At 67.8% G+C, this 15863-nt stretch carries 17 protein-coding genes; 6 read left to right on the top strand and 11 right to left on the bottom strand.

The window, feature by feature from the left end; translation table 11 throughout:
• The first annotated feature begins 31 nt into the window (after positions 1-31).
• Complete coding sequence (locus ACFWUU_RS02415) at positions 32-208, top strand: hypothetical protein (protein WP_170989712.1); 177 nt, start codon at positions 32-34, stop codon at positions 206-208.
• On the opposite strand, the gene ACFWUU_RS02410 is transcribed toward ACFWUU_RS02415, so the two are convergent.
• Positions 205-702: an NUDIX hydrolase gene (locus ACFWUU_RS02410; RefSeq protein ID WP_380172015.1), complete on the bottom strand. Its 498-nt coding sequence runs from the start codon at positions 700-702 to the stop codon at positions 205-207. The two genes, ACFWUU_RS02415 and ACFWUU_RS02410, sit on opposite strands and share 4 nt — an antisense overlap.
• Before the next feature lie 89 nt (positions 703-791).
• Here ACFWUU_RS02410 and ACFWUU_RS02405 point away from each other — a divergent pair, with 89 nt between their 5' ends.
• Positions 792-1691, top strand: coding sequence for an aldo/keto reductase (locus tag ACFWUU_RS02405; protein WP_380172013.1), 900 nt, complete (start codon positions 792-794; stop codon positions 1689-1691).
• Here the strand turns inward: ACFWUU_RS02405 and ACFWUU_RS02400 are convergent.
• From ACFWUU_RS02400 to ACFWUU_RS02385, 4 genes are all read right to left on the bottom strand, one after another.
• Entirely contained in the window at positions 1636-3279 is a 1644-nt protein-coding gene (locus ACFWUU_RS02400) for an alpha/beta fold hydrolase (protein ID WP_380172011.1), read from the bottom strand. The genes ACFWUU_RS02405 and ACFWUU_RS02400 overlap by 56 nt on opposite strands.
• 103 nt (positions 3280-3382) lie before the next feature.
• Positions 3383-5734, bottom strand: a complete 2352-nt coding sequence (gene panB / locus ACFWUU_RS02395; protein ID WP_380172009.1) for a 3-methyl-2-oxobutanoate hydroxymethyltransferase — start codon at positions 5732-5734, stop codon at positions 3383-3385.
• A 164-nt stretch (positions 5735-5898) separates the two neighbouring features.
• Positions 5899-7671 (bottom strand): NAD+ synthase, encoded by a 1773-nt coding sequence (locus ACFWUU_RS02390; RefSeq protein ID WP_380172008.1) that lies wholly within the window; start codon positions 7669-7671, stop codon positions 5899-5901.
• A gap of 75 nt (positions 7672-7746) precedes the next feature.
• The gene (locus ACFWUU_RS02385; protein WP_380172006.1) at positions 7747-8376 is read right to left on the bottom strand and encodes a GNAT family N-acetyltransferase; all 630 of its coding nucleotides are present in this window, start codon (positions 8374-8376) and stop codon (positions 7747-7749) included.
• 85 nt (positions 8377-8461) lie between these two features.
• Here ACFWUU_RS02385 and ACFWUU_RS02380 point away from each other — a divergent pair, with 85 nt between their 5' ends.
• Positions 8462-9649 carry a DUF418 domain-containing protein gene (locus ACFWUU_RS02380; protein ID WP_380172004.1) on the top strand — a complete coding sequence of 396 codons (1188 nt, stop codon included), beginning with the start codon at positions 8462-8464 and terminating at the stop codon, positions 9647-9649.
• Here the strand turns inward: ACFWUU_RS02380 and ACFWUU_RS02375 are convergent.
• Positions 9595-10236: a peptidoglycan recognition family protein gene (locus tag ACFWUU_RS02375; protein WP_380172002.1), complete on the bottom strand. Its 642-nt coding sequence runs from the start codon at positions 10234-10236 to the stop codon at positions 9595-9597. The two genes, ACFWUU_RS02380 and ACFWUU_RS02375, sit on opposite strands and share 55 nt — an antisense overlap.
• A gap of 89 nt (positions 10237-10325) precedes the next feature.
• On the opposite strand from ACFWUU_RS02375, the gene ACFWUU_RS02370 reads away from it, so the two are divergent.
• Together ACFWUU_RS02370 and ACFWUU_RS02365 are read left to right on the top strand one after the other, a co-directional pair.
• Positions 10326-10799 carry a hypothetical protein gene (locus tag ACFWUU_RS02370; RefSeq protein ID WP_380172000.1) on the top strand — a complete coding sequence of 158 codons (474 nt, stop codon included), beginning with the start codon at positions 10326-10328 and terminating at the stop codon, positions 10797-10799.
• A complete protein-coding gene (locus ACFWUU_RS02365; RefSeq protein WP_380171998.1) occupies positions 10796-11713 on the top strand; it encodes a hypothetical protein in 918 nt (305 codons plus the stop codon). Before ACFWUU_RS02370 ends, ACFWUU_RS02365 begins: the two co-directional genes overlap by 4 nt.
• Here ACFWUU_RS02365 and ACFWUU_RS02360 read toward each other — a convergent pair.
• Complete coding sequence (locus ACFWUU_RS02360; RefSeq protein ID WP_137254265.1) at positions 11642-12046, bottom strand: hypothetical protein; 405 nt, start codon at positions 12044-12046, stop codon at positions 11642-11644. The two genes, ACFWUU_RS02365 and ACFWUU_RS02360, sit on opposite strands and share 72 nt — an antisense overlap.
• A 112-nt stretch (positions 12047-12158) precedes the next feature.
• Between ACFWUU_RS02360 and glnA the strand changes: the two genes are divergently transcribed.
• Positions 12159-13499, top strand: a complete 1341-nt coding sequence (gene glnA, locus ACFWUU_RS02355) for a type I glutamate--ammonia ligase (protein ID WP_137254266.1) — start codon at positions 12159-12161, stop codon at positions 13497-13499.
• 75 nt (positions 13500-13574) lie between these two features.
• Here the strand turns inward: glnA and ACFWUU_RS02350 are convergent, their stop codons facing one another.
• The 4 genes from ACFWUU_RS02350 to ACFWUU_RS02335 form a co-directional block, all read right to left on the bottom strand.
• A complete protein-coding gene (locus tag ACFWUU_RS02350) occupies positions 13575-13862 on the bottom strand; it encodes a YiaA/YiaB family inner membrane protein (RefSeq protein WP_380171996.1) in 288 nt (95 codons plus the stop codon).
• Between the two features lie 48 nt (positions 13863-13910).
• On the bottom strand, positions 13911-14714 hold the full coding sequence (locus tag ACFWUU_RS02345; RefSeq protein ID WP_380171994.1) for an aminoglycoside phosphotransferase family protein: 804 nt from the start codon (positions 14712-14714) through the stop codon (positions 13911-13913).
• A gap of 148 nt (positions 14715-14862) precedes the next feature.
• Complete coding sequence (locus ACFWUU_RS02340; RefSeq protein ID WP_380171992.1) at positions 14863-15279, bottom strand: hypothetical protein; 417 nt, start codon at positions 15277-15279, stop codon at positions 14863-14865.
• A 20-nt stretch (positions 15280-15299) separates the two neighbouring features.
• On the bottom strand, positions 15300-15854 hold the full coding sequence (locus ACFWUU_RS02335) for a peptidylprolyl isomerase (RefSeq protein ID WP_380171990.1): 555 nt from the start codon (positions 15852-15854) through the stop codon (positions 15300-15302).
• Positions 15855-15863 lie beyond the last annotated feature (9 nt).

Genomic DNA, 15863 nt, shown 5'->3' with positions numbered 1-15863 from the left:
CGCTTAGGTATGCCTCACCTACACTCGCCGGGTGCCGTCGATGACCGCGAAGAAGAAGTGCTGCAAGGACAAGCCGAGGTGCAAGAAGTGCCCGGTGGTGCTGATGCGCCTGTCCAAGGCAGGCTGCGCCGAGCGCATCGACAAGGTCCACTACAAGGTGGACAAGAAGGTCCCGAAGAAGGTGCTGAAGCAGGCGCGGGCCCGCTAGGACGCCCGCCGCAGCGTGATCGCGTCGGCCGCCTCGCGCAGCAGACCGGGGATCGTCACGTGCGCGGCCTGACCGGTCGCCTCGAGGTCGTCGCCGTACCACCAGCCGTGTTTGCTGATGGTCTGCAGCTCGAGCTCCTCCTGGTTCGCGAACGTCACGTCGACGCGGTCCACCGCGACCGCGAAGAAGGTCTGGTGCTGGATGATCCGGCACCCGCCCCACTCGAACTCGATCGTGTTCGTCGCCACCGGCGTCCCCAGCGCGTCGGCCGGCAGCACGATGCCGACCTCTTCGCGCAGTTCACGACTGGCCGCCTCGCCGACCGACTCACCGGCTTCGACGCCGCCGCCGATCGTGAACCAGTACGGCGTCTGCGGTTTCAGCGGGTCCCAGCCGTGCAGAAGCAGCACCTTGCCGTCCGGACGCACCGGCAGCACGCGGGCCGTCGTACGGCGTCGGACCGTTCCTGGTGGTGGCAGCTGGGATTCGCTCACACCACAAAACGGTAAGCGACCCGGGCCGCCGCACGTCGCCTGATGCGGCGCGTCTCACATGGTTGCCGCAGACATCTACGATCGGAAGCATGGCGAGTATCGGTCTTGGGCTGGCAGCGCTGGGTCGTCCGGGGTACATCAACCTCGGGCACGACGAGGATCTCCCGCCGGGGCGGGCGGTCGAGGACCTCCGGGTCCGCACCCACGAGCTGCTCGAGCAGGCGTGGCAGGCCGGTGTTCGGTACTTCGACGCCGCGCGTTCGTACGGTCTTGCCGAGAAGTTCCTCGGCGAATGGCTGACACCGGAGCGCCGTACGCAACTCACGATCGGGTCGAAGTGGGGCTACACGTACGTCGGCGACTGGCGGACCGACGCGGACACGCACGAGGTCAAGGACCACGGTCTCGCCACGTTCGAACGGCAATGGCCGGAGACCCTTCAAGCGCTTGGTGGACCGTCGGACTTCTACCTCGTCCACAGCCTGACCGCCGACAGTCCCGCACTCGACGACAAGCGCTTGCTCGACCGCCTCGGTGAACTCGCCGACTCCGGCGTCCGCGTCGGCCTGTCCACCAGCGGCCCACGCCAGTCCGAGACGCTCCGCAGGGCAATCGATCTGGGGACGCCGTTCTCCGCCGTACAAGCGACCTGGAACGTGTTGGAGCCGTCAGCCGGCGCGGCGCTGGCCGAGGCTCACGACGCCGGCTGGTTCGTCGTCGTCAAGGAAGCGGTCGCGAACGGGCGCCTCACCACCCACGGCGGTGAGACGCCCTTCAACGAGTTCGCGCACCAGCGCGGCATCGCTCCCGACGCGCTGGCGATCGGTGCAGCCATGGCTCAACCGTGGGCGGACATCGTCCTCAGCGGAGCCACGACTGCTTCCCAACTGGCGAGCAATCTCGCCTATCGAGTTGACGGACCGTTGACCGAGTTCATCCAGCAGCCCGAGGAGTACTGGACCGAACGCTCGGCCCTACCGTGGATCTGAGCTCCTGCCTCAGCGCACTTGCTCCCGAACCGGCCTTCGCCGCCGAGGTGAGTGCCGCGTCGGGCTGCGGAGCCGGCACCGGCGGGCACTTGACGTCGGACTGGTTGCCAGGCCGACGAGCCGGCAGCGCACCGGTCTGCAGGTAGGCCACGATCCGGTCGTCGGTACACGCCACACCGGACAGCGAACCGGCGTGCGTCGTACCGCCGACACCTTCGATCAGCACTGCGTGCGGGAACGTCTTGCGGGTCTGCAAGGCGCCCGAGTACGGCGTTGCCGCGTCGAGCGTCTCGTTGATCAGCAGCGCGCCCTTCACGTGACGGCCGTCGACCTTCACCGGGTTGCCGGCCTTCGCGGGCCAGAAGGCGCACGGAGCGTTGAACCATGCGTTGGCCCAGGTCAGGAACGGTGCCTTGGCGTAGGTGCTCCAGTTGTCACGGCGCCAGACGTTCCAGTTCGTCGGCCACTTGGCGTCGGTGCAGGACACACCGAGGTAGACGGCGTACCCGTTGTCGTCGAACGGCGGGGAGCCGTACAGGTCGACCAAGGGAGCGGCGTTGCCGTTGTGGACCCACTCGGCGAACGCGCTCGCCACATCCACCCAGCCGTACACGTAGTACGCGGCCTGCGTGAAGATGTCCGTCCACTCGTCCGGCCCGATCTTGCCGTCGGCGGGATGGCCGATGAGTTTGCGCAGTTCGGCGTAGTACCGGGCCTCGACCACGCGCTCGGTGGTACCGAGATGCCAGACCGAGTCGTGCGCGGCGACGTACGCGAAGAACACCTTGACGCTCTTGTTGAACGCGAAGTCCTGGTCGAGGTTGGCCTTGTACCAGACCCTGGTCGCGTTGACGACGCCGTCGAAGATGACGCGGCGGAACCGGTTCGGGTACAGCGTGCCGTACACCTGGCCGAGGTACGTGCCGTACGAGAAGCCGTAGTAGTTGATCTGCGGTGCGCCGAGGGCCTTGCGGATGCTCTCCATGTCGCGGACCGAGTCGAGCGTGGTCAGGTGCCCGAGTAGCGCGTGCTGTGCGCTGTTGCAGGCCTTCGCGTAGGCCTTCGAGCGGTTGATCCAGACCTGCTCGAGCTTCGGCGTCACCGGGACGTACAGCGGCCGGTTGTAACCGGCGTAGTCCGGGATGCAGCTCAACGCGGGCTGGCTCGAACCGACACCGCGCGGATCGAAACCGATCCAGTCGTACGAATCGCCGGCGCCGTTCGGCACGAACTCACCGAAGATCGCGTAGATCAATCCGGAACCGCCCGGCCCGCCCGGATTCACCAGCATCGGGCCTTGTGCCTGCGAGTCGGGGGTCTTGTGCATGACCCGCGACACCGCCAGCTTGATCTTGGTTCCGTTCGGACGGGCGTAGTCCAGCGGCACCACGACGTACCCGCATTGTGCGCCCCGGCTGGCGAGCGTCGGATTTGTGCAAGTGCTCCATTGCACCGGCGGTGGTGTATAGCTCGCCGGCTTCGAGTCGGTCTGGGACGGTACTGCGCTCGCCGCTGGAATGGAGCTGATTACTCCACCCACCAGCGCGAACGAGACCCCTACGGCAACAATCAATCGACGAATTCTCATCGGGCCTCCCCTTTTGCCGCAAACATCGTGAACCCGCGAAACCTGGGGAACAAGGCTTCGCGGGGAGTATCCGGAGAGCTACCCGGACAGCACGATGAGTGGTCTAGAAGGTGTGTTCGTCCCCGGGGAAGGCGCCCGATGCAACCTCTGACGCGTACGTCGCGGCCGCGGTGGTGAGGATGCCGCGCAGGTCGGCGTACTGCTTCACGAATCGGGGCATGCTGCCCGAGCGCAGACCGGCCATGTCCTGCCAGACGAGGACCTGGGCGTCGGTGTCGCGGCCGGCGCCGATGCCGATCGTCGGGATCGGAACCCGCTTGGTGATCTCGGCGGCAACATCGCCCGGGACCATCTCCAGCACGACCGAGAACGCACCCGCTTCGGCCAGTGCGACGGCGTCGTCGATGAGGCCGGCGGCCTGGTCGCCGCGACCCTGCACGCGGTACCCGCCGATGCTGTGCTCGCTCTGCGGCGTGAAGCCGATGTGCGCCATCACCGGGATACCGGACTGCGTGAGCTTCTCGACCATCGGCACCATGTTCCGGCCGCCCTCGAGCTTGACCGCGTGCACGCCGGCTTCCTTCATGAACCGTACGGCGGTGTGGAACGCCTGCTCCGGCGACGCCTGGTACGAACCGAACGGCAGGTCCGCGACAACCAGCGCATGCTCGACGGCACCCGCGACCGCGCGTGCCAACGGGATCAGCTCGTCGACGGTGACCCGGAGAGTCGTGTCGTAGCCGAACACATTGTTCGCAGCCGAGTCGCCGACGAGCAGCACCGGAATGCCTGCCTGGTCGAAGATCTCGGCGGTGTACTGGTCGTACGCCGTCAGCATCGCCCACTTCTCGCCGCGGTTCTTGAAGTCGCGGAGGTGGTGGACCCGGTACCGCCGCGGTCGCTTGCTTGCCTCGCTCGCACCACCAGACGCCGGTTGTCCGCCGCCGGCCGCGGACGGACCTTCGGTCCCGGCCGCGGTACTTGCCGACACCTGGGCACGCCGTGCGGCCCGATGCGTGGAGACCGGCTCGGCCGGGATCTGACTCGGCGCATCCTGCTGAACGTTCGCCCGCCGACGCGCACCGACCGGCCGCTGCCCGTCAGACTCTTCGCTCACCGGCGCATTGCTCTCGTACTCCGCACTCGGGTCGGACAGATAGCCGTTGCCCTGCTCCTGCTGATACGCCTCGATCATCTCCGGCATGTACGCCGTGATCGTCTTGGTGTCCATCGGGTTGGAAGGCGGAGCTCCTGCCGGACGTCGCGAGCCCTCGTCGCGCCTCGCCGCCTGGTCCTGCCGCACCGCATCCTCGCGCCGCGGCGCCTGCTCCTGCCGCACGGCATCTTCGCGCCGCACTGCCTGGTCCTGCCGCACGGCATCCTCACGCCGGGCCGCTTGGTCCTGCCGCGGGGCATCCTCGCGCCTCGCCGACTGATCCCGCCGCAGGGCGTCCTCGCGCCGCGGCATGTCTTGCCGCGGTACGTCGTCTCGTCGGGCGACCTGCTCGGACCGGGCCGGCTCGTCGCGCCCCGGCGCGTGCTCCTGACGCGGCGCTTGCTCCTGGATGGGCCGCTGCTCCTGGCGGGCGGCGTGCTCCTGGTCCTGCCTGGCCAGCTGCGCCTGCAGCGCCGCCAGCTCCTGCCGGGCCCTCTGCTCGTGCGACGGCACCTGCTCGGGACGCGGCTGCTCCGGGCGCGGCGGCTCGAGACGCTGCACCGGCTCCTGCGGCTGGGCAGCGTCTCGAACCGGCTCCTGCGAAGGCGCCTGACGCGGCGGCTGCTGCGGAGCGACTCCGTTGCTCGACGCATGCCCGTTGCTCGACACGTGCCCATTGCTCGACGCAGGAGGCGGCGGTGCAGGACTCGGCTGCGGCGCCGGAGCACTCCAGTTCGCACTCCCGTTGGACGCATGCGGCGGTCGCGGTGTCACGCCGTTGCTCGACTGCGGCGGAGCCGGCGGCCGCGGCGCCTGCGCACCAGGCTGACCGGGCTGGCCCTGCGGCGGCCGTGCGCCGTTGCTCCCCGGTCCGAACGGACTCGGCCGCCCCTGCGGCGGCGGCTGCTGACCCTGCGGACGGAACGGGCTCTCCTGGTATCGCTCGTACGAGTCGTCGCGCGAATCCCCGTAGTACTCAGACCTCTCCGGCCGCTGCGGCGGTGCCTGTCGCGGTTGGTGCTGCGACGGTGGCGGCGCGCTCGGCAGGTACGGCGGCTTCGGGACATACGGCTGCTGCGGCACCGGGCCGCGCTCGTACGTCCGCGGTGCGTTCGGCAACGACGGCGACGGGTCGAGACCGAGCCCGGAACCTCCGGCCCCGCGGTCCCGCCAGGTGTCGTTGTCGTAGTCCGAGCGGCGGTGCTCCTCGGTTGTCCGATTCTTCGGTCCGGTCCCGTACGGCGACGGCAGCTCCTCGTCGTCGTCCTGGGTACCGGCCGACAGGAAGTTGTCAACCATGCCGCCATCGTCCCACCGTTGCGGAGGGTGAGCGCCACCGGCTGACGGTGAGCGATCGCTCACATCGTCCGGGTAGGTGTCGCGGGGCAGGCCGGAGCGGTCGTGGGTCTCGTCCGACGAGCCCCACGGGGATTCTTGGGATGGGCGGTACCGCCAGGAGTCGCTCAGTGCTCGGCTGCCTTCCGTGCGTCCTCACGCCATGCATTCGTGATCGGCAACCGGCGGTCCCGGCCGAAGGCCTTGTGGGTCAGCTTCGGGCCCGGTGGGTACTGCCGGCGCTTGTACTCCGCGCGGTCGACGAGCTGGATCACCTTCGTGACCAGCTCGGCGTCGAACCCGGCAGCGACGAGTTCCGCACTGCCGCGGTCCTGCTCGACGTAGTCGTCCAGCATGTCGTCGAGCAGGTCGTACGGCGGCAGCGAGTCGGTGTCCTGCTGCCCCGGGCGAAGCTCGGCGGACGGGGGTTTGGCGATCGAGTTCTCCGGGATCGGAGGCTGCTGCCCCTTCTCCTTGGCGTCCGCGTTGCGCCACTTCGCGAGCCGCCAGACGAGCGTCTTCGGGAGGTCCTTCAACGGTGCGTACCCGCCGACCGCGTCGCCGTAGATGGTCGAGTAGCCGACGGACAGCTCCGACTTGTTGCCGCAGGCAAGCACCAGGTGACCGTCGGCGTTCGACAGGCCCATCCAGACCACCGCGCGGACGCGGGCCTGCAGGTTCTCCTCGGCCAGGCCGGTCAGGCCGAGCGTGTCGAGGAACGGCTGCACCATCGGCTGGATCGGCACGACGCGGTAGTTCAGCCCGGTGCGGGCGGCGAGCTCGGCGGCGTCGTCCCGGGAGTGCTCGCTGGAGTAGATGCTCGGGTTGGAGATCCCGAACACGTGCTCGGCACCGACCGCGTCGCAGGCGATCGCGGCGACCAGGGACGAGTCGATGCCGCCGGACAGCCCGAGCAGGACGGACTTGAAGCCGTTCTTCTGGACGTAGTCGCGCAGGCCCGTCACGATCGCGCCGTAGATCTCGGCCTCGTCGGACAGCTGCGGTGCGATCACCGGCGCCATCGCGTCGTACGCCTCGACCGGATCCTCGTGCAGGACGGTGTGGACGATCTCGATGCCTTCGTAGGTGCCTTCCGGCGTACCTTCGGCGGCCGGCAGGTCGAGGTCGACGATCATGCTGCCCTGCTCGAACTGCGGGGCGCGGGCGAACACCTTGCCGTCGGCATCGGTGACGAGCGAGTCGCCGTCGAAGACGAGCTCGTCCTGGCCGCCGACCAGGTTCACGTAGGCGAGTGCGCAGCCGGCCTCGCGGGCGCGACGGCGTACCAGATCGCCGCGGACGTCGTCCTTGTTCGCCTCGTACGGCGAGCTGTTGATCACGAGCAGGAGACCGGCGCCCGCCTCGTGGGTGACCGCGGCCGGGCCGCCGTCCTGCCAGAGGTCCTCGCAGATCACCAGTGCGACGTCGATGCCGTGGATCCGGATCACCTGCAGGGTGTTGCCGGGAACGAAGTGCCGGAACTCGTCGAAGACGCCGTAGTTCGGCAGGTGGTGCTTCACGGCGCTGGTGACGACGCGGCCCTGGTGGATCACCGCGGCGGAGTTGGTCGGGGAGCCCTTCGGCCGGCCGAGCCGGTCGACGCCCATCGCCGTACCGCCGGCCCGGTCGAGGTACCCGCAGACCACGACGATGTCCCCGAGCCCCTCGTCGGCGAGCCGCTTCGCGAGGTCGTGGATCTTGCCCTGCGACGCGTCCACGAACGACGCCCGCAACGCCAGATCCTCCACCGGGTAACCGGTCAACCCGAGCTCGGGAAACGCCACCACATGCGCACCTTGCTCGACCGCGTTCCGGGTCCACGCGACGATCTTGTCGGCGTTCCCAGCAATGTCACCCACGGTCACATTCAGCTGAGCAAGAGCAACTCGGAGTTGAGGCACGGGAGCACATTACTGGTTCCCCCCGCTCATCCCCACGCCCCTCTCCAACCTCTTACGAACGCCGAAGGTCCTTGATCAGTAGTTGGTGGATGTCCGGGCGACCAGGAGCGGTGTGAGAGTCGTCCAGCCGAGGGACTCGTAGAGGGGGCGGCCCGCGGGGGAGGCGGACAGGTAAGCGGTGGGGGTTTGGGCGGTTCGGGCCAGGGCGGTCATGAGGGCTCGGGCCAGGCCTCGGTGGCGGTGGGCGGGGGTGGTGGTGATTTGGTCGGCTACTGCGCCGGTGTGGAGGACGGACATGCGGCCGGTGGCGGCTATTTCGCCGTAGCCGTAGATCTGGGCGTCGATGATGGAGGGCGCCGTCGAGAGCTCGAGGGTGTATGGCGGGGGCACGGGGTGCGAGGCGTGGTCCGCGAGGCGGATCGTCATCAGCCATTCGGTGCGGAGGGGCTCGAGGGGTTTGAGGTTGGCGGCCAGGCGGGCCGGATCATCCGTAGTGATCGCGAGCCAGGACGTCCCGGGCGGATTGCTGTCGGTCAGCGCGAGATGTGCCGCAGCGGTCGCCTGAGCTTCGGTTGCGACGTACTCGACCCGTCGCTCCGGTTCGCCGACGCGTACGACGGTGACGTCGTCGACCCGTTGATAGTCGGTCCACCCGCGCGCCGCGGACCATCCGCGCTGCCACCGGGTCAGGGCTTCCTCGTGCACCCACCTATCGAACAGCGACGAAGGTTCACACCCGGAGGGACTTTGGATGGACGCGGCACCGCGCCGGCGCGGATTGACTGGTGCCATGGGCATCCAAGCCGGACCGACCGGGCTGAGCGAACGCGCACTCGGCCCGGACCTCGCGCGCGGATTCATGCTGCTGTTCATCGCGCTCGCCAACTCGCACTACTTCGTCTACAGCGACCGCGTCTTCGGCGGCTTCCCGACCGACGGCTCGACGATCGATCGCGGGGTCGGCCTGCTGATCTCGACCTTCGTCGACGGTCGCGCGTTCCCGATGTTCGGCGTGCTCTTCGGGTACGGCGTCGCGCAGATCGTCCGCCGGCAACGCGAAGCCGGCCAGGACTGGTGGCCGATCCGCAAACTGCTCTGGCGCCGCAGCCTGGTCCTGATCGTCGTCGGCTTCCTGCACGCGATGCTGCTCTACATCGGCGACATCCTCGCGGCGTACGGCGTACTCCTGTTCCTCGGCGTCTGGGCCCTGCGCTGGAAGGACCGCTGGCTGTTCATCGTCGCCGCGCTCGTCCTCGTCCTCACCGCGCTGCCGAGCAACGACTCACTCGCGACCTCCTCCGACGCGGCCGATCCGGCGATGCTCCCGCCGCACTTCCTCGGCCAGTTCGCCGACCGCATCGTCGTCCAGCCGTTCATCGCCGGCCTCGGCTGGATCGGCTTCGTCACACCGTTCCTGATCGGCCTGTGGGCCGGCCGCCGCCGCATCCTCGAACGCCCGGCGCAGCACCTCACCCTGCTCCGTACGACGGCACTCCTCGGCCTCACGATCGCCGTCGCCGGCGCGCTCCCGGTCTCGCTCGTCGTCGGCGGCGTACTGACCCAACCGAGCGACCACGCGCTCTCGATCCTCGGACCGTTGCACGACGCAACCGGTGTCTTCGGCGGTTTCGGGTACGCCGCACTGATCGTCCTGATCGCGCGGAGATTGGGCGATCGCCAGGGCCCGGTCTCCCTGGCGATCGCAGCCGTCGGGCAACGTTCGCTGACGTGCTACCTGTCCCAATCGGTCGTGTGGGCCGTCGCGTTCACGCCGTACCTGCTGGATCTTTCACACACGCTCACCACAACCACGACGGCTCTGCTCGCGATCGCGACCTGGCTGGCGACCGTACTGCTCGCCGACCGGATGCGCCGCGCGAACTACCGCGGCCCGTTCGAGATCCTGATCCGCAGAGTCACGTATCAACCGAGGAGAACGGCGGCCACTCTGTCGCGCAGCTCCGGCAAGCGCGCGTAGAACACGTCACCCGGACACTGGGTCGTGTTGTAGTCCCGGTGCCCGACGATCGCGACATGCGGATCCAGCCCGTACTTCGTGCACAACCACGCGCACGTCAGCACGGACATGTCGAACAACGCGACCGTCACGTTCTCGGTGACGTAGATGCCCTCGTGCTCGATACCGATCGTGTGGCTGTTCTGATTCGCCGTCTGAGCGCCGAGGACGTTCTGGCCGTTGTTGATCGCCGACAACGACTTGCTCCGGCCCTCCATCAGGAATCCGCCGCGGCTGATCGTGAGCTGGTTGCCCATGTCGATCCAGCCGTTGGTGTCCATGTGCAGGTCCTGGATCCAGTGCTGGACCGAGTACGCCGCGGCGAGCGAGTAGTCCGTGACGTTCGGGCTCGCGGTGTGATGGATGACGATGTGGTCGGGCTTGGCGATCACCTGGGTCGCCGACTTGGGCGGTCGCGCGGACCACTCGGTGCGCGTGTAACAGCGCGGCGCGGGGGCGGCGAGCGCTGTTGTGGGCATGGCTCCGGCCAGGGCGCCGCCGAGCAGTACGCCGCCGGCGGTCGCGCCGAGCAGGGTACGCCGGGACACCCGGGCACGTTGGATATTTTCTGGGGCGGTCATGCCTTAGAAAATTCCCTACCGACAGACCCTCCAAACCGGAATGATCTAATGACGTGGTGACACAGAGTCAGGAGCGGCCCGCCGACGTGCGGTTGGGCCCGGTGGGCAAGGGTTTGCGGGTCCTTGTCGCCGTGGTCGGCATCGGTCTGCTGATCAACGGATCGGTGCGCGCATCCGACGACGCGTGGCCGTTCGGACCGATGTCGCAGTACGCGATGTCGGTGCCCGACGACGCCAAGATCGACTACACCCGGATCAGCGCGGTCACCGATGCCGGTACGACGGTCGACGTACCGCTGAACATCGAGGGTGCCGGCGTCGCCCGGGCCGAGATCGAGGCGCGGGCCGGGGAGATCGTAAAGAACCCGTCGCTGCTGCAGCAGGTCGCGGACGGGTGGGCGCGGAAGCATCCTGACAAGCCGAAGTACGTGAAGCTCGAACTGATCCGCGACACCACCCAGCTGGTCAAGGGCCGGGTCGAAGGACCGCCGACGTCCCAGGTGCTGGCGACGTGGGAGGTACGTCGATGAGGGCCGTCAACTGGTTCACACCGGCGATAGCGCTGGGGCGGATCGCCTGGTTGCGGACGATTCTGTACCTGTTCGTCATCCTCGACATGCACGCCTTCGTCCGCGACACCCGCGACAAGGGCGAGCACCCCGGGCTCTATCAACCGCTGCTGCTGGCCCGGCTCCTCGACCTGCCGAAGCCGTCCGTCGCGAACACGACCGCGCTGTACTTCGTGCTGATCGTCGCCTGCCTGGTCGGTGCGACGAACTACTTCCCGCGGATCGCGGGCTGGATCGTCGCGCCGGCGTTCACCTGGTGGGTGCTGATCGGGATGAGCGACGGGAAGGTCGACCACGACCACCTCGCGCTGGTGATCGCGCTCTGGGTCCTGCCGACCGTCGGCGGCGCGCGGCGCGGGCGGTCGTCGTACGGCGATCAGACCCGGTCGGAGGCGGCGGGCTGGGCGATCCGGTGCGTGCAGATCTGCGTGATCGCGACGTACTTCCTGTCCTCGATCGCGAAACTGCGCAGTGCCGGATGGGCGCTGACGTGGCCGGGGAGCGCCGTACTGACGTGGGCGATCGTGCGGCGGCCGCATCCGGTCGGGGAGTGGTTGCTGCACTATCCGTGGGTGCTGCACGTGATGCAGTGGGTCGGGATCATCGGGGAGTTCTGTTCGCCGGTGATCCTGTGGCTCAAGGGGCGGTGGCAGTTGCTCGGGGCCCTGTTCTTCCTCGGGTTCCACGCGGCGAACACGGCGATCCTGCTGATCCACTTCCTGCCGACGGTGGTCTGCTGGCTGGCTTTTGCCCCGCTCGAGCGGATCGTTCCTTGGTTCCAGGCGCGCCGGGTCGACAAACGGTCAGACGACGCCCGACAGGCCGAAGACCAGGCCGAACAGGGCCGGGAGGCCCAGCAGCAGGCCGGCGCGTAGGCGGAAACGGCGGCCGCCCGGGCCCGGCGTACGGACGATCCGGGAGAGGACGGCACCGGCGTACCCGAAGACCAGCGCGGCGAGCAGGATCTGCGTGGTCGGCAGGCTGTCCGCGTCGTGATGGGTCAGGCCGAGCGTCACCAGGCCGGGGCAGCAGAACGCGCACATGCCGAATCCGAGCTCCGGGACCGGCAGCCAGCGGCGGCCGAGCACGTCCCGTTCGGCGGGTCGCTTCCGGCGCAGCGACTGGACGAACCGCGTCGTACTCAGGATCAGGTCGCTGAGGCAGAGGATCGCGGCGACGATGAGCGCTGCATGGAAGATCGTCTGCACGGGAACACGCTAGGCCCCTGAGCATGCCTGTGTCCGCCTGGGCACGTAACGTCTGCTTAACAGAGGCGGGGCACACTGTGAGAAGTTCTGGACCTGGGTGAGAGGTGGACTGATGGACAAGCAGCAGGAGTTCGTGCTGCGCGCGCTGGAGGAGCGCGACGTACGCTTCGTGCGGCTCTGGTTCACCGACGTGCTCGGGTTCCTGAAGTCGGTCGCGGTGGCGCCGGCGGAGCTGGAGAGCGCGTTCGCCGAGGGGCTCGGGTTCGACGGGTCGGCGATCGAGGGGTTCGCCCGGGTGACCGAGGCCGACATGCTGGCCAAGCCGGACCCGTCGACGTTCCAGATCCTGCCGTGGCGCGGCGAGACGATGGGTACGGCGCGGATGTTCTGCGACATCAACATGCCGGACGGGTCGGCTTCGTTCGCCGATCCTCGTCATGTGCTGAAGCGGACGTTGTCGAAGGCTGCTGATCTGGGGTTCACGTTCTACACGCATCCCGAGATCGAGTTCTATCTGTTCAAGTCGCTGACGGGCGCTCCTGGTACGACGCCGGAGCCGGTGGACTCGTCCGGGTACTTCGACCACACGCCCCAGGGGATCGGCAACGACTTCCGGCGTGAGGCGATCACGATGCTCGAGTCGATGGGGATCTCGGTCGAGTTCAGCCATCACGAGGGCGGGCCTGGGCAGCAGGAGATCGACCTGCGGTACGCCGATGCGCTGTCGACCGCGGACAACATCATGACGTTCCGTGTCGTGGTGAAGGAGGTGGCGCTGTCGCAGGGCATCTATGCGTCGTTCATGCCTAAGCCGCTGTCGGATCAGCCGGGGTCGGGGATGCATACGCACATGTCGCTGTTCGAGGGCGACCGGAACGCGTTCTTCGAGGGCGGGGCGCAGTACCAGCTGTCCAAGACCGGGCGGGCGTTCATCGCGGGGTTGCTGCATCATGCGGGTGAGATCACTGCGGTGACGAACCAGTGGGTGAACTCGTACAAGCGGTTGGCGGTGGGGGATGAGGCGCCGTCGTTCATCTCGTGGGGTCATAACAACCGGTCTGCGCTGGTGCGGGTGCCGATGTACAAGCCGCACAAGGGGCAGTCTTCGCGGGTCGAGTTCCGGTCGTTGGACTCGGCGGCCAATCCTTATCTGGCGTTTGCGTTGATGCTTGCTGCTGGGCTGAAGGGGATCGAGGAGGGGTACGAGCTGCCCGCGGAGGTCGAGGACGACATCTGGTCGCTGACCTCCCGCGAGCGCAAGGCCCTCGGCATCAAACCCCTCCCGAGCAGCCTGGCCGAAGCCATCAGCGCCATGGAAGACAGCGAACTCGTCGCCGAAACCCTCGGCGAACACGTCTTCGACTTCTTCCTCCGCAACAAACGCGCCGAATGGCAGGACTACCGCCGCCAGGTAACCCCCTTCGAACTGAACAAACTCCTACCCGTCCTGTAGGTGCGTGCGCGGGGGAGTGCGGTTCACGGCGTACGGCACGTACTGCTGGCGGCCGGGGTTGTGGTGCGGTGGATTTCAGGCGTCGACCTTGAAGGGGTCGTGTTCGGTAAGGAGTTTGTCCAGGCGGGCCTGGTCTACTCGGGTGGTTACGTCGGTGAGGTCTTGGCGGTCGCGGACTACCTTGCAGAGGACGACGGTTGAGGTGACGACGTACAGCATGCCGAGGGACAGGAATGCTCGTACCCACGGCTCGGCCGGTAGGTAGATGAGGCCGACGGTCATCGCGGTGAGGGAGATGCCGAAGGATGCAACTGCCTGGGCGTAGAACGCGGCTGTCTGCTGGGGCTGGATGCTTTTGCTCATGCCGGAATCGTCAACTACCCGTACCCCACCCCACATCAGCAAAATCACTCAGGTGAGGCGGTCCGCTTCGGCCAGGAGGAGGTTGCCGAAGGGCTGGAAGCCGATGCTGCAGGCGTAGACGCCGCTGACGACCCGGTGGATGGTTCCCCATTCCCAGATGGCGGTGGCATCCACGCCGGTGCGCAAAGCCAGCCGCTCGGTCCGCGCTCGCAGGTCGTCGCCGAGATCGGGGTTGCAGCGCACGATGGTGCCGAGATCGCAGGCCGGTTCGGCCCGCAGCCCGAGTGGGTCGATGAGCTTGTAGCTGCCGTCGCCGGCCTGCAGGGCGTTCAGCTCGTGGATGTCACCATGGACCAAAACCGCAGACCGGTCGTCGTGGGCAAGGCGCCGACGCTCCATGCAGTCCAGCGCGTCGGCAACGGTGGCCGGCGAACACGGTCGCCCCGCCTGCTCCCACAATCTCGGCAGCCGCTCGGCGTACTGCGCAGCCAGCTCCGCGCCGGTCGGAAGGTCACTGTCAGGACCGACCGGACGCCACAGCCGAACCGCCACGTCACACAGCAGTTCGTGACGGCTTGCAGGATCGGCCACGACGTCGTACATCGGAACCCCAAGCCGCTCCAACAGAATGGCTTGTCGACTCAAGTCCTCGCGCAACAGCTTGGCGCATCCCTCGCCATTCGCCAGCCACAGCACCGTGGCCTCCGGCCCGACATCCCGCCCCGGCACACCGATCTTCAGCACCGCCGGCGTCCCGTCAACCAGCGTCACCTCAACAACCAGAGCAACATGCCCACCCGCCAGGCTGCGCCCGATCACCAAACCCCACTCCCGAGCCAGCGAATCGACCACACCCGGCAACTCATCCAGCCAAGGCTCATTCCCGTCAGCTATGACCGTCTTGCGCACCTGCTCAGGAATGTCGAGGCTCACCCCGCCAGCCTAATATTCCGGTACCTTGCGGTCAGGCCATTTGACGGCGGAGGTACCAGGTCACGAACTACGGCTGGAGTACCAGCTGCAGGCTCGACAGCTCGGCGAAGAGTTGCGGGATGCGGAGCAGGTTCGCGGCGGTTCGGAGTACGTCCGGCAGGTGCTCGATCTGCGCGGGGTCAGAGGGTGTTGCGATGAGTTCGTACGGCCCGTGCCATACGCGCCAGTCGAATGTGTAGAAGCCGCGCGCACTGACGTCGTACCAGTCTGAGTAGTTGCCGGGGCGGTCGGGATCGGCGGGTACGGCGGTAGTGGTCACAGGCATGCGGGCAAGATCCTCGATGGCGTGCTCGACGTTCTCGCGGTCGGCGAGGACGGCGGCGGGGATCGGGCCGTAGCCGGCGGTTGAGAGGACTGCGACCTGGCCGGTCTCGTCGACCGCCAGAAAATCCCATTCGCGGCCCCACACGTCCGAATGGTTCACGGAGGCAACGATAGGGGGCGTCAGCCGATGAGGATTTCGAGGATGGTGGTGGGGTTGCGGTTCAGGACCGGTAGGCCTGCGGTGAGGGTGCCGATGATGGTTGAGGGGTGGGGGAGGGTGGTGTTTGTGCGGGCGATGGAGAAGGTGCTGGTGTTGCCGACGCCCGGAGTGTTGCTTAGGGCAACGGTGCCTTGGGGGTAGGTTTCGTGGCCGGTTGGTTCGGGGGTGAAGTGGTAGCCGGGGTGGCCGGTGCCGCACTCGAGGGTTGGTGAGCACGGGGTTTGGTTGTAGAAGCGTTTCAGGGCCAGGTACGTGAAGCTGTGCACCGCGCAGGGAGCGGCGCTGCGGTCGAGGGTGAGGACCAGGTCGCCGCGGTTGGTGCGGACGGTGGCCCGGACCAGGCCGATCGTCGGCGCGAGGGAGTACGGCGGGCGGCCGGTCTCGCCCGCGGTACGCACGTACTGGCAGTTCTTGAAGAGTGTCGGCGCCGCCGGGGCGCGGGCGACCCAGCCTTCGACGACGAGCGCGATGGCGGCGACCAGCAGGACGGCGACGACCCGTTTCCAGTGACGCATAGTCCCGAA

The organism is Kribbella sp. NPDC058693, assembly GCF_042715335.1.
Taxonomy (GTDB): Bacteria; Actinomycetota; Actinomycetes; order Propionibacteriales; family Kribbellaceae; genus Kribbella; species Kribbella jiaozuonensis.
Note: the sequence above shows the minus strand (reverse complement) of the source record. Positions and strands in the feature narration are given on the sequence as shown.

Coding starts and splice junctions, on each gene's coding strand:
- ACFWUU_RS02405 (WP_380172013.1), top strand. CDS start 792: ATGGCGAGTATCGGTCTTGGGCTGGCAGCGCTGGGTCGTCCGGGGTAC.
- panB (WP_380172009.1), bottom strand. CDS start 5,734: ATGGTTGACAACTTCCTGTCGGCCGGTACCCAGGACGACGACGAGGAG.
- ACFWUU_RS02335 (WP_380171990.1), bottom strand. CDS start 15,854: ATGCGTCACTGGAAACGGGTCGTCGCCGTCCTGCTGGTCGCCGCCATC.
- glnA (WP_137254266.1), top strand. CDS start 12,159: ATGGACAAGCAGCAGGAGTTCGTGCTGCGCGCGCTGGAGGAGCGCGAC.
- ACFWUU_RS02400 (WP_380172011.1), bottom strand. CDS start 3,279: ATGAGAATTCGTCGATTGATTGTTGCCGTAGGGGTCTCGTTCGCGCTG.
- ACFWUU_RS02380 (WP_380172004.1), top strand. CDS start 8,462: ATGGGCATCCAAGCCGGACCGACCGGGCTGAGCGAACGCGCACTCGGC.
- ACFWUU_RS02350 (WP_380171996.1), bottom strand. CDS start 13,862: ATGAGCAAAAGCATCCAGCCCCAGCAGACAGCCGCGTTCTACGCCCAG.
- ACFWUU_RS02365 (WP_380171998.1), top strand. CDS start 10,796: ATGAGGGCCGTCAACTGGTTCACACCGGCGATAGCGCTGGGGCGGATC.